The 14,100-nt window shown below is 71.6% G+C and carries 6 protein-coding genes; all 6 read left to right on the forward strand.

The features are described 5' to 3' along the window. The coding region (locus tag CU044_RS12345; protein ID WP_240045527.1) for a beta-ketoacyl reductase at positions 1 to 2,130 on the forward strand (2,130 nt) is incomplete at its 5' end. Between the two features lie 466 nt (positions 2,131 to 2,596). Continuing rightward, on the forward strand, positions 2,597 to 3,352 hold the full coding sequence (locus CU044_RS12350; protein ID WP_129768586.1) for an alpha/beta fold hydrolase: 756 nt from the start codon (positions 2,597 to 2,599) through the stop codon (positions 3,350 to 3,352). A gap of 513 nt (positions 3,353 to 3,865) precedes the next feature. Continuing rightward, complete coding sequence (locus tag CU044_RS12355; protein WP_345790130.1) at positions 3,866 to 6,772, forward strand: AAA family ATPase; 2,907 nt, start codon at positions 3,866 to 3,868, stop codon at positions 6,770 to 6,772. A 102-nt stretch (positions 6,773 to 6,874) separates the two neighbouring features. After that, the gene (locus tag CU044_RS12360; RefSeq protein ID WP_129768587.1) at positions 6,875 to 9,640 is read left to right on the forward strand and encodes an AAA family ATPase; all 2,766 of its coding nucleotides are present in this window, start codon (positions 6,875 to 6,877) and stop codon (positions 9,638 to 9,640) included. Next, positions 9,630 to 12,467, forward strand: coding sequence for a LuxR family transcriptional regulator (locus CU044_RS12365; RefSeq protein WP_129768588.1), 2,838 nt, complete (start codon positions 9,630 to 9,632; stop codon positions 12,465 to 12,467). Before CU044_RS12360 ends, CU044_RS12365 begins: the two co-directional genes overlap by 11 nt. A gap of 502 nt (positions 12,468 to 12,969) precedes the next feature. Beyond that, positions 12,970 to 13,551 (forward strand): LuxR C-terminal-related transcriptional regulator, encoded by a 582-nt coding sequence (locus CU044_RS12370; RefSeq protein WP_345790131.1) that lies wholly within the window; start codon positions 12,970 to 12,972, stop codon positions 13,549 to 13,551. Positions 13,552 to 14,100 lie beyond the last annotated feature (549 nt).

Here is a 14,100-nt window from a genome sequence, read left to right on the forward strand (position 1 = left end):
ATGTCGGTGGCCGTCGCCGACATGTCCGGTCAGCCGGTCGCCACCGTCGACTCGCTTCTCGTACGGGCCGTGTCGCGCGAGCAGCTGACCGGCCCCGGCGGCGCGGGCAGGGACTCGCTGTTCGGTCTGGAGTGGACGGCGGTGACGGCCGCGGCCGGGCCGGACGTTCCCGAGTCGGCCGCGATCCTCGGACCGGACGCCTTCGGGCTCGCCGGCGTACTCGCGAAGGACGGTACGTCCGGAACGGGTGTCGAGGCGCACGCCGATCTGGCCTCGCTGGCGGCCGGGGACGCCCCGGCGCCGGGTGTCGTGCTGGTGCCCGTCCTGGGCGAACAGGGCGGAGCCGCGGGGCGGCCGGCCGTACCCGGCTCGGTGCGCGAGGTCGTCTCCCGGGCGCTGGGACACCTCCAGGGCTGGCTGGCCGAGGAGCGGTTCGCCGGCTCGCGGCTGGTGTTCGTCACGCGGGGGGCCGTGTCCGTGGACGGCGGTGCTGTCGCCGATCTGGCGGCGGCGTCCGTATGGGGTCTGGTGCGGTCCGCGCAGTCGGAGAACCCGGGCTGCTTCGGGCTGCTGGACCTCGACCCGGTGGATGACGCCGACGCGTTGGCGTCGCTCGTTCGGGCTCTCGGCTCCGAGGAGCCGCAGTTGGTGCTCCGAGCGGGCGAGGTCAGGGCCGCCAGGCTGGACCGCGTAACCCTCCCGGAGCCCGTCACGCCGACCGGCGGGCAGCCCGTCGGCCCGACCGGCGGGGAGCCCGTCAGCGCGACCGACGGGGAGACGGGAGACGCCCGAGCGACAGGAGTGAGCTGGGAGCAGGGCGGGACCGTACTGATCACCGGCGGAACCGGCGGCCTGGGCGCCGTACTGGCCAGGCATCTGGTCGCGGAACGCGGCGTACGCCGGCTGCTGCTGCTCAGCCGCCGCGGTCCCGGCGCCGAGGGCGCGGGAGCGCTCGTCGAGGAGCTGGAGCGGCTCGGAGCCGAGGTCACGGCCGCGGCCTGCGATGTCGCCGACCGGGAAGCGCTGGCCGAGGTGCTGGCCGCCGTACCCGCCGCACATCCGGTCTCGGCGGTCGTCCACGCGGCGGGTGTGCTGGATGACGGTGTGGTCGGTTCGCTGTCGCCTGAGCGGTTGGACACGGTGCTGCGGCCGAAGGTGGACGCGGCGTGGCATCTGCATGAGCTGACGCGTGATCTCGGTCTGGACGCGTTCGTGGTGTTCTCCTCTGTCGCGGGTGTGTTCGGTGGTGCCGGGCAGGGTAATTACGCGGCGGCCAATACGTTCCTGGACGCTTTGGTGGCGTGTAGGCGGGCCGAGGGTCTGCCGGGTGTGTCGCTGGCCTGGGGTCCGTGGGATCAGGTGGGCGGGATGACCGGGACGGTGAGCGAGGCGGACATGCGGCGCCTGGCACGCTCCGGGATGCCGCCGCTCTCCGTCGAGCAGGGCGTCGCCCTCTTCGACGCGGCGGTCACCGGCTCGCGGGCGCTGGTGCTGCCCGTCCAGCTGGATCTGGCGGCCCTCCGTGCCCGGGGCGAGATCCCGGCTCTGCTCAGCGGTCTGATCCGTACTCCGGCGCGGCGCTCGGCGACGGCCGCCCCGCGGTCGGCCGAATCGCTCGGGCAGCGGCTGACGGGACTGACCGAACAGGACCGCCGTGCCGTTCTGCTGACGCTGGTCCGCGAGCAGGCGGCCGTGGTGCTCGGACACACGGACGGGACGGCGGTCGGCGCCTCGCGGCAGTTCCAGGAGCTGGGCTTCGACTCCCTGACGGCGGTGGACTTCAGGAACCGGCTGAACGCGGCCACGGGGCTGCGGCTGCCGGCCACCCTGCTGTTCGACTTCCCCACCCCGGCCGAGGTCGTGGACCATCTCCACTCCCGGCTGGTGACCGAGGAGGTCACCGGTGCCGGATCGGTGCTCGCCGTCCTCGACCAGTTGGAGAAGGCGATCACGGAGATGACGGTCGACGCGCAGGAGTTCAAGCACGTCGCCGGACGCATCGAGGTGCTCAGGGCGAAGTGGGCCGCGTTGCGGCAGGAGTCGGCGAACGGCTCCGGCGAGTTCGACCTGGAGGCGGCGTCGGACGACGATGTGTTCGCGCTCCTCGACGACGAACTCGGCCTGTCCTGAACCGCGGCGGCTCCGGAAAGCGGCACGGTCCGCCTCCCGGAGCCCCGGGCGGTCGAGGCTCCGGGCGGTCGAGGCTCCGGACGGTCGGGCTCCGGACGGTCGGAGTCCCGGACGGTCGGAGCTCCGGGCTCAGGGAGGCGTTTCCTTCACTCCCGAGCGGGTTCCGTCACCGATGTCCCTACGGAGACCAGGGAGAGACTAGGGAATTTCCCACTGTCCGTCCTAGTGGAATGGGGAGGTCGGTCACCGGGCCGGCACGTGGCGGTCGATGAGAGTGCGAGTGGGACGATGCGAGTCGTCCGCCCACTCTGTTGGGTAGGAGTGCCGCATGGAACGTTCGGTCGCTTCGGCGCGATTACGGCGCGCGGTGTGCCACGTCCCGTCATATTCCACTGTCATTGGCCCGGAGGCCCGGATCGCTGCGCGGTCCGGATCGCCCGGCCCACGCCTAGGAGGATGCAACACGATGACGACGTCCACCGAGGAGAGCCTCTGGGCGCGGTGCTTTCACCCGGCACCGGCCGGCTCGGAACAACTCTTCTGTTTCCCCCACGCGGGTGGCTCGGCGTCCTTCTACTTCCCGGTCTCCGCCCAACTGTCGTCCGTGGCCGAGGTGTTCTCGGTGCAGTACCCCGGCCGTCAGGACCGGCGCAAGGAGACCAGCCCCGGCGATCTCGGGGTCATGGCCGATCAGATCTACGAGGCGCTGCGCAAGCGGCTCCGGGCCCGGCCGACCACGTTCTTCGGGCACAGCATGGGCGCGACGATCGCTTTCGAGGTCGCGCGGCGGTTCGAGGCCGACGGCGGTGAACTCTCCCATCTGTTCGCCTCCGGCAGACGCGCCCCGTCGCGCCACCGGGCCGAGAGTGTGCACGAGCGCGACGACGACGGCATCGTCGCCGAGCTGAAGCTGCTGTCCGGTACGAATACGGCGCTGCTCGGAGACGAGGAGATCCTGCGGATGATCCTCCCGGCGATCCGCAGCGACTATCGGGCCATTGAGACCTACCGCTGCGATCCAGCGACGAGGGTCCGGGTCCCGATCTCCGCGCTGACCGGCGACAACGATCCGAAGACCACGCTGGACGAGGCCGAGGACTGGCGTGGCCACACCACGGGAGCCTTTGACCTGAAGGTCTACCCCGGCGGGCACTTCTTCCTCAGTTCACAGGCGCCGGCGGTGATCGCGCTCCTGCGGAAACATCTCTCCACTCAGGCGTAGTCCGCCGATCCGGCTGAGCCGAGCGGGCCCCCTGAGCGGCCGAAATCAGTGAGCGAGCGGTCAACGCCTCTCGGTTGATCAACACCTTCGGGTGGTGTGTGCTCCCTGATGTGCCTCTAGCGCCCGTGATGGCACGGTTGTGCCCGTTGCTCTGGAAGAATGTCTTCTCGTGCGGTCATCCGGATCATCCGGTTATCCGGACATCCGGGTCTTCGGAGTCGGTCGCTGCCCGGAGAACGGGCGGCTCGCCGGGCGGGCGCGTCACCAACTCCCGCACGGCGCAATGGCGTCCAGCGGACAGAAGTGCTTGATCCAGTTTGCGCTGGGTAGTTCCCAGGTGCCGAAACGGGCCTCGTGGGTTTCGTGGGTTGCGGGATCTTGTGATCATGTAACCGCGCGCCGCCGATCGTGGAACGTTCAGTTGTTTTTGCGAGATGTGCGAGTTGCGCGGGATGAGCGGGATGCCTCGATGAGTCATCGCGTCTGTTGTGTCCCCCGAGAGGCGAGGAGACCATGATGCTGGAACAGGCCGACCTCTCCGGTTTGTCCAGCAGATTGGTCGGCCGCGCCCGTGAGCTGCGGGTGCTGCGCCGCCACGCCGACGCCGCGCGCGCCGGACGTGCGGGCCTGGTGATGCTGTCCGGCCCCGCGGGCATCGGGAAGACCAGTCTTCTGCGGACGTTCCTCAGGAGCGACGCGTGCCACAACATGGCGGTGCTGTACGGCTCGTGCGGCGAAGTCGCCGCAGGCGCGGGATACGGCGGCGTACGGGAGCTGTTCGGCTCGCTGGGGCTCAGCGGAGAGGACGCCAAGAACTCCCCGCTGCTGCGCGGCCTCGCCCGTCGCGCGCTGCCCGCCCTCACGGCGGGACCGTTCGAGCAGGAGACATCGGGCGCGTCCGCCGCCTATCCGGTATTGCACGGGCTGTACTGGCTCGCGGCGAATCTGATGGTGGACCGCCCGCTCGTGCTCGTCCTGGACGATGTGCACTGGTGCGACGAACGCTCCCTGGGCTGGGTGGACTTCCTGCTGCGGCGCGCGGACGATCTGCCGCTGCTGGTGGTGCTCGCCCACCGAAGCGAGGCCGAGCCGGTCGCGCACTCCGCGCTGGCCGACATCGCCGCGCAGCGCCGGCCCGCCCTGATGCGGCTGGCGCCGCTCACGCACGCGGCCGTCGGCGAGATGGCCCGGCAGATCTTCCAGGCGCCCGTCGAGCCGTCCTTCGCCGAGCGCGCCGCCGCCGTCTCCGGCGGCAACCCCCTCACCCTCAGCCGGCTCCTGGGCGAACTGCGCGCCGAGGGCGTGCAGCCCGACGAGAAGGGCGTACGGAGAGTCGCCGAGGTGGGCGGCCAGGTGATCGCGTCCTCCGTGAGCGCGCTGCTGGACAATCAGCCGCTCTGGGTACGTGAGGTGGCCAGGGCGATCGCCGTCCTCGGCGAGGAGAGCCCCGATCTGGTCGGCATGCTCGCCGATGTACCGCCCGCGCTCGTCGCCGAAGGCGTGGTGTCCCTGCGGCGCGCCGAGGTGCTGGCGGCGGACCGCGCGGACCTCGTGCACGAGGTGGTGCGCTCGGCCGTACTGGAACCCCTCGGCGTCGAAGCGCTGGCCGGGCTCCGCACCAGAGCCGCCCTGCTGCTGAGTGACGCGGGCAGGCCCGCCGAGGAAGTCGCGGGCAGGCTCATGCTGTTGCCCGCCCTGACCCAGCCCTGGATGCCCGCGGTGCTCCGCGACGCGGCCGTCCAGGCGGAGGGGCGTGGCGCTCCCGAGGCCGCGGTGCGCTATCTGCACCGTGTGCTGGAGGTGGAGCCGGACAGTGTGCCGGTACGTGTCCAGATGGCCACGTCCCTCGCGGAGATCAATCCGGCGGAGGCCATCCGGCTGCTGGAGGAAGCGCTGCCGCTGGCCGGCGACCCACGCGCCAGGGCGATGGTCGCCGTGCGGTACGGAATGGTCTGCCTGGCCGTTCAGCGGGCGCCCGCCGGCGTACGGGTCCTCGAAGAGGTCCTCGCGGAGCTGGAGGCCGAGTTGGGACCCGGCCCGGATCCGGCCGACCGTGAACTGCGCACACTCGTCGAGTCGGTCCTGCTGATCGCCGGGGCGGACGAGAAGTCGACGGTCCCCGCGACCCTGGAGCGGGCCGCGCTGCTGACCGCGCCCCCCGGTGATACGCCCGCCCAGCGCCAGATGCTCGGGATGATGACCGTACTGACCGCGATGGACGGCCGCTCGGCGGAGCGTACGGTCGAACAGGCCCGCCGCGCGCTGAGTTCGCCCGGGACGGAGCTGGAGAGCTGGCCACTGCTCGCCTCGTCCTTCGCGCTCAGCCTCGCCGACGAGGCCGAGGAGGCGCTGGACGCGCTGGACCGCACGCTCCGGCACAGCCAGGACAACGCCGCCGTCCGGACCTTCGTGCTCGCTCTGTCCACCCGCGCTCTGGTGCTGCACGGCGCGGGCGCGTTCCCCGACGCGCTGGCCGACGCCCAGACGTCCATCGAGATCATCGGCGAGGAGAGATGGGGCGACGGCGCCGCGCTGCCGCAGATCGCGCTCGCGACGATGCTGGTCGAACGGGGCGAGCCCGAACGGGCCGAGGAGGTGCTCCGCGGTATCAAACGGGTCGGCCTGGACCGGTTCGTCCTCGAATACCACTGGTGGCTGATGGCGCGGGCCCGCGCCCGATGGGCGGTCGGTGACCGGGAGGCGGCCCTCGGCCTCTACCGCGCGTGCGGCAGGTCGCTGGAGGAGTCCCGGTTCAGCAACCCGGCGTTCCTGCCGTGGTGGTCCGAGGCGTCCTGTCTGCTCGCGGTCATGAACCGCGGCGACGAGGCCCGGGAAATGAGCGAGTACGGCAGCGAGCTGGCCCGGCGATGGGGCACCCCCCGCGCCCTCGGGCTCGCCGCGCTCGCCCGCGGCGTGATCGCCCCTGGCGGGACAGGCATCGACACGCTCACCGAATCGGTCCTCACCCTGGCCGGCTCGCCCGCCAGGGCGGAACACGCCAAGGCGGAACTGATCCTCGGCCGCGCCCTGCTGAAGACCGGCGACCAGCGCGGCGCCCGTGAGCATCTGCGTACCGCCACCGACCTCGCCCAGCGCTGCGGAGCCCTCGCGCTCGCCGGAGTCGCCCGCAGGCTGCTGGTCACCGCCGGCGGCCGGATGCGGAAAATGAGTGCCTCACCGCTCGACATGCTGACGGGAATGGAACGCAGGGTGGCCGGCCTCGCCGCGGCGGGCGCCAGCAACCGCTCGATCGCGGAGACCCTGTTCGTCACGGTACGCACCATCGAAACACATCTGACCGGCGTGTACCGGAAACTGGGCGTGAGCGGGCGTACCGAACTGGGCGCCGTTCTGCGCACACCCGACATCCCCGATGGACAACCACCGGGCTGGGTATCCGAATCACGCTGGCGACGCTGAAGCGAACGAGGCGAGGCGGTGCGTGTGACTGGCCGGAACAACAATTGTCTGAGCACGCGATCCCAGGAGTGGACGCATGGATCCGACACCCCTAGAGACGCGATGGACCTGCTCGAACGAGGCCGCGAGCAGGCGGCGCTGACCTCTCTGCTCACCTCGCTCGGCGGAAGACGCGCGGGCATCGTGACCCTGACCGGGAGACCGGGCCACGCGCAGAACGCCCTACTGAGATGGGCCGCCCGGCGTGCCCGGGACGGCGGGCTGTCCGTGCTGCACGCCCAGGCGTCCCCGGCCGAACGTGACGTGCGCTACGGCGTGATCGCCCAGCTCATGACCTCGCCGACTGGCCAGGCCGAGTGCGGCCCGGCCGGCGGCTCGCTGCGGGAGCTGATGGAGCACCGGCATCCCGATCCGCTGCCCGGACTCGACGCGACCCTTCATTCCGCACAGGAGATGCCTACCCTCGTGGCGATCGAGGACACGCAATGGCTCGATCCCGCCTCCCTGCGCTGGCTCCACGCGCTGGTCCGGCGGCTGACCCCGGACACACCGGTCGCCGTGCTGGCGAGCGGCAGCGGCGTGTCGGCCAAGGGCCGGGACTGGCTCGGCCTGCTGCCCACCTCCCCGGTGCCCGCCAAACAGCTCGTGCTGCGCGGTCTGACCGAGAACGGTGTCGCCACCGTGGTGGAGACGGTCTGCGGCACCCCCGGCGACCAGCGGTTCACCGCGACGGTCGCGGCGGCCACCGAGGGCAACCCCGCCGTACTGCGCGATGTGCTGAGCCAGTTCACCGGCCAGGGCCATGAACCGGTCGCCGCCCGGCTGCCCGAGCTGCGTACGATCACCGCCGCCGTCGTCGGCGACCACGCGACGCGCGCGCTGCACGGACTGCCCGCCGAGGCCGTCTCGCTGCTGCGGGCGCTGGCCGTCTGCGGCGAACTGCTCAGCTTCCCCCTCGTCCGCGCGCTGGCCGGGCTGAGGCCCGTACGCGGCCAGGAACTGCACGTGATGCTGGAGGCGGCGGGACTCACCGTCTCCGGGGGAACGAAGACACAGGTACGCCACCCCACGGTGAAGGCCCGGGTGCTGGAGGACATGGCCACCGGCGAACGGGCCCAGCTGTACTCCCGGGCCGCCGAACTGGCCCACCGGGCCTGGGCGAACGACGAGGACGTCGCCCAGATCCTGCTCCGCACGCCGCCGCTGGGAGCCCCCTGGGTGGTCAGCACCTTGCGCGAGAGCTTCGCCGCCGCCCTGAGGGCGGAGGACCACGGCCGCGCCGCCGCGTATCTCTCCCGCGCGCTGCGCGAACCGCTGGAACCGCGCGAGCGCGCCCGGCTCACCCTGGAACTGGCCGCCGCCGAAGCGATGTCGGCGCCCCTGGCGGGGGACCGAAGGCTCGGCGAACTCGTCAGGGCCGGCAGCGGCGCCCCCGAAGGACTGCGGGCCCGCGCCGTCGACCTCGGACTCGCCCGCGGCGACAGCGACTGGGCGCGCAGGGCCGCGGCCGAGGCGCTGTGCGACGTCCGGCCCGGCGAACGCGACAGCCTGGTCGCGCTGTTCTGGCTCGCCGACGAGTCCCGGGACGACACCGAACCGATGGTGCCCGAGGTGCCCGCCCTGCCCGAGCGGCCCTCGTCCCCCGCGCAGAGCGGTGTACGCGCCTGGCGGCTCGCCGTGCGCGGCGAGGACCTGGAGACGACCAGGAAGCTGGCCCGTGCCGCTCTCACGGGCGACGGCTCCGACACCCCGCTGGTACTGCCCCGGCTCGCCGCCTGCCGGGCCCTGATCCTGACCGATGACCACGAAGAGGCCCGCGCCGAGCTGGACGCGCTGCTCACCGCCGCACGGCACGGCCACAACAGGGCGGCCACCGCACGGATCCTGACGCTGCGCGCCGAACTGTCCCTGCGCGCGGGCAGGTTCGACGCCGTCGAACGGGACGTCGAGACCGCCGAGCGGGCCCTGCCCATGTCGAGCAGGCATCCGCTCATCGCCCCGAGCCTGACGGCCCTGCGCATCATGACGGCGGTGGAAGCCGGTCGCCAGGGGTACGCGCGGTCGCTCGCCGCCGCGCCCACGCGGCCCGGGGCGGAGGAGAGCGTGGCGTGGTCCGCTCTCCTCTTCGCCAGGGCGCGCGTGGCCGCCGTCGACGGGCGCTGGACGGAAGCGATGGAGCTGGCGAAGGAGAGCGGCAGGCGGCTGCTGCGCCGGCGGTGGAGCAATCCGGCGCTGCTGTACTGGCGCCCGCAGGCGGCCGCGGCCTGCTACGCACTCGGCGACCGCGAGGAGGCGGAGCGGCTGAGTCAGGAGGAACTGAGGCTCTCCCGCCGGTGGGGCTCCGCGAGCGCGGTCGGCCTCGCCGAGCTGTGGACCGCCCGGATGCCCGGCTCCGGCGGCGGGCCCGTGGTCCGCGCCCGCGAGGCGGTCCGGGTGCTGCGCGGCTCACCCGCCCGGCTGTCCTACGCGTGGGCGCTGGCCCGGCTGGCCTCCTGCGAGCTGGAGGAGGGCGACAGCCGGGCCGCCGCGCTCTCCCTCTCCCAGCTCTCCACGTTCATCACGGCCTGTCCGCAGGGCCGGCTGGCGACGGCCGTGCGCGGGCTCACCGAACGGCTGGAGAGGCCGGCCGGTCCTGTGCCCCCCGCCCTGCCCCGGGAGTGGACCACGCTCTCGGAGGCCGAACAGCGCACCGCGACCTTCGCCGGACGCGGCCACGGCAACCGCGAGATCGCGGAACTGCTCTCCGTGAGCAGACGCACCGTCGAGCTGCGACTGAGCAACACGTACCGAAAGCTGCGTATCACCGGGCGCGAGGAACTGTGCGTACTGGTTCGGAACATGGGAGAACGGCCGAGCGATGCTTCTTGAGCGGGAGACGGAACTGGCACGGGTGGGGGCCGCGTTGGACGCCGCCGAGGGGGGCACCTCGTCGGTGATCCTGTTGTCAGGACCCCTCGGCATCGGAAGAACGGCCCTGCTGCGGCAGCTGCCCGGTGTCGTCTCCGGCACCGGTGTACGAGTCCTGCGGGCGAACGCCGCCCCGATGGAGCGCGACTTCGCGTTCGGCGTGGTCCGGCAGCTGCTCGACAGTCTGCTCGCCAGTGCCTCCTGGGCGGACCGCGAGCGCTGGGCGCGCGAACCCGACCAGGCCACCGGCCTGATGTTCGGCGCCGACGACCTTCCGCCCGGCCGCCCGCTCGCCGAAGACATGCCGGGAGGGAACACGCCCGGCGGCGCGGGGGCCGGAGGACCGGCCGGCGCCGCGTCCGAGGCGACCCTGCACGGCCCGCGCTCGCTCCTCGCCGACATCAGCGAACACGCCAGGCTGCTCATCCTCGTGGACGACCTCCAGTGGGTGGACATCCCCTCGCTGCGCTGGCTCGCCTATCTCACCAAACGGCTGCGGGGCCTGCGGGCCGTACTCGTCTGCACACTCCGGGACGGGGACCGGGGAGCCGGACACGCCCTGGTGCGCGAGATCGCCGCCGCCGCGACCCAGATACTGCGCCCCGCCCCGCTGTCGCGCGACGCCACCCGGGCCGTGATCCGCGAACGGTCCGGCGTGCCAGGACACGAGGAGTACGTACGCGCCTGTCATGAAGTGAGCGGCGGCAACCCGCTGTTCCTGATGTCCGTACTGCTGGGCATGGAGTCACGGGGCCACGCGCCGACCACCGACCACACCGACCGGGTACGCGCCCTGCGACCGGCGGGGCTGCGGGAGCGGCTGGCGAGCTATCTGAGGACCCGGCCGCGGGCGGTACGCGACACGGCCGCGGCGATCGCCGCCTTCGGCGGTCACGGAGACCCCGCGCTCATCACGGAACTCGCCGGACTGGACGAGACCGGCTTCGGCGCCGCCCGGCGCGCGCTCCGCGAGGCGGGGCTGCTGGCCGACGCGCGCGAACCGCGCTTCATCCACCGTGTCGTCCAGGACGCCGTCGAATCCGCGATGTCCGTGGCCGAACGCGAACGCTGGCACGCCGCCGCCGCTGACCTGATGTACCGCAGCGGCCGTCCCGCCGAGCAGGTCGCCGCCCATCTGATGGCCGTCACCACCTTCGGCCGCCCCTGGTCGGTGATGGTGCTCCGCGCCGCGGCCGACACCGCGCTGCGCCGGGGCGCTCCGGAGACCGCCGCCCGCTATCTGCGCCGCGCGCTGCTCGGCCACCGCCGCCAGGACGAGAGCCGGGCCAGACTGCTGGTCGATCTGGCCACCGCGGAGCGGGAGTTCGACCCCGAGGCGTGCCGGCGCCATATCGTCCAGGCGATGCCCTTGCTGACCACGATCAGGGACCGGACCGCCGCCGTGCTGCGTACCCCGCCGCCGCTGCTCGACGCCGTACCCTCCTCCACCGCCACGCTCCTGCGCGGTGTCAGTGACGAACTCGGGCCGCCCGCGGAACTCGACGAGCCGGCACGGGAGATGGCGCTGCGGCTCGAAGCCCGGCTCAGGCACTACGGGCACGAGAACCCCGGAGAGCTGGCCTCGGCCGTGGAACGCCTGCGCGAGCTGGGGGAGGAGCCCCCGCTCGGCTCCGCGGCCGAACGCGAGCTGCTGGCCGTGCTCCTCTTCTCCGGCGCTCTCACCGGCCGGCTGTCCGCGGCCGAGGCGGCGCGTACGGGCGCCCGCATCCTGGAACGCGAACCGGCGGCCTCGGCGGGCGTGCACACCACACTGCCGCTGGTCGTCGTCACCCTCTTCGCCGCCGAGTCGGTACAGGACGTGGGCTCGTGGCTGTCGACAGAACAGCAGACCCGATGGCAGAACGCGACGGGCGCCGACGGCGTACTCCTCCTCGCGGAACGGGCGTTCGTCCTCGTCTCGCAGGGCAGGCCCACCCAGGCACGCGAGTATGCCGAGCGCGCCCTGGGGTCGGCCGGGGCGGACTGGCGCGAGGTCTCCCTCATCATCCTGTCCGCCGTCGCGCTCGAACTGCGCGACCCGGCGCTCAGCGAGCGGATCCTCGCCAGGGCCCGGCGGCGCCGGACGGCGGGGCTGGCGCTGACGGCCTCACTGCAGATCCTTCAGGCGTCGGTGGACGCCCAGCGGGGACTGCGGCCCAGAGCACTGGAGACTCTGCTCGCCTGCGGCCGTCAGCTGGACGCCTCCCGCTGGCGGAACTCGGCGCTGTTCCCCTGGCGTCCGCATGCCATCGGCCTCTACCAGCGGCTCGGCGACCCCCGTTCCGCGCAGCGGCTCGCCGAGGAGGAACTCGCCTGGGCCACGGCATGGGGAGCCCCCGCCGCGCTCGGCCGCGCCCTGCGGCTGAAGGGCTGGCTCCACGGCGCGCAGGGCGTCCCGCTGCTGCGCGAAGCGGTCACCGTACTGCGCGGCTCATCCTTCGAACTGGAACTCGCCAGGACACTCGTGTTGCTGGGCCGGCAGTTGGGCAGCGGCACCGAGGCGGAGGCGGCGCTACGGGAGGCGGGTACCCTCGCGGCGGCCTGCGGTGCTCCGTGGCTGGTCGAGCGGGCCGAGCACGGCCTCGGTACGGCCGCCGCGCCGAAGACGGCCGTCCTCACCCGCAGCGAGCGCAGGGTGATCACTCTCGTCGGCCGCGGGCTCACCAACCAGGAAATCGCGGATGAACTCGGCGTGAGTTCGCGCGCCGTCGAGAAACATCTTACGAATTCCTATCGGAAGCTTGGCATCTCGGGCCGGCATGAGCTGGCGGATGCTCTTCCCGCGTAGCCGCCGAGGCGTAACTGTTAACGGCATGCTACGCGGAGCTGTGACCTGTGCGGCCCCTGGGCGGCCTGGTTCGGCCCCTCTTGCCGCGCGTACCCTCAAGGGAACCTCAAACAGGGCTGAATTACGCGGATGCCTCGCCAATCCGTCCCGCCCGGCATGCCGGGTTTTTCCCACCGTCGACATCGTCATTGCGGACCGAACCTTCCGGGGGAGGGACCACAGCTTTAGCCGTGTGAGCAGGGCTCTTGTTGACGGGCAACCGCAAAACTACCTACTCTCAATTCAGTAAATGGATAACCCCGCCAATGAGGTCAGGGGAGGCCGGCTGCCGGTGTTATCCCACCCGCATAATGATGTTGAGTATTCCCAAGGAATCGGGGGAACTCGAAAGGATGGCGGTCTCGTGGCGATTGCTGCACTCGCAGATTCGGCGCAGGTCACAACGAGCGATCATAAACCCGACCAGAACGGGCACGGACACGCCCAGTTCGACCAGCCGGGGCTGTGCATGGCCTCACTCGACCCGGCTCTGACCATCCAGCAGGCGAACGAGGAGTTCTTCCGCCGGTTCGGCGACTCCTCGGCAGGCGTCTGTGGCCGCAGCTTCCGTGATCTGGTGCATCCCAGCGTCCAGCAGCCGCTGATGCGCCAGTTCTCCCGCCTGGTGGAAGGCAAGCGCCAGCGGTTCGCCTCGCACGTGGTGGCCGTGGGACCCGAGGACTCCGCGTTCGCGGGGACGCTGACGGCCGCGGCCGTCAGCGGGGAAACCCCCGACGTGGCCGCGATCCTGGTGCTCATGCGCTCCTCGGAGGGGTCCGAGGACGCGGGCGTACTGACCCATCAGAAGAAGATCCTCACAGAGATCGACGCGCGTATTCTCGAGGGCATAGCCGCGGGTCTGTCCACGATCCCGCTGGCCTCCCGGCTCTACCTGAGCCGGCAGGGCGTCGAGTACCACGTCACCGGGCTGCTCCGGAAGCTCAGGGTGCCCAACCGGGCCGCCCTGGTCTCCCGGGCCTACTCGATGGGGGTGCTGAACGTCGGCACCTGGCCGCCGAAGGTCGTCGAGGACTTCATCAAGTGACGACGGAGCCGCAGCCGGCCGCCAACGGCTCGGTCCGTCGCGGTTGATAACGCCTGTACCGCGCGAATCCGCCGAACCGCACATTCACTCTGGAACCGCAGGTTCTCCCCGGACCGCACATCCACCCGCAGAACCGTGACGCCTTGATCGGGCGCCACGGTCCTGCGGGTTTCCGCGTTCTTGTCCGACTTCCCTCACCGATCCGCCCCGTCGGCTATTTCTCCCGGTATCCGTCACGGTTTCGTCCGGCCATGCGACCGTGATAACTCACTCATGAGTCCGCTTGTGCCGTCCCGGTTGTCTGTTTGCCGAACTCGGCAGCATGGGACAGTGAAGTTCACATGTTTGTGCTATTTCGCATGGCGTGCGAGAAACGTTTCACTTCGTCTGCCCGCAAGTGCTCCGAGCCGTGGAGAGCGTGCGACCCACAGTAATTGTGCTGCGCGGCACATTTCGAAGCCCGATGTTCGAATGGAATGGTTACCGTGTGGTTTTGGCCACCGCCGCTTGTGGTTTTGCTGACCGATTCGACCGGTGATTCGGGGCGGG

Source organism: Streptomyces sp. L-9-10 (assembly GCF_004151105.1).
Taxonomy (GTDB): domain Bacteria; phylum Actinomycetota; class Actinomycetes; order Streptomycetales; family Streptomycetaceae; genus Streptomyces.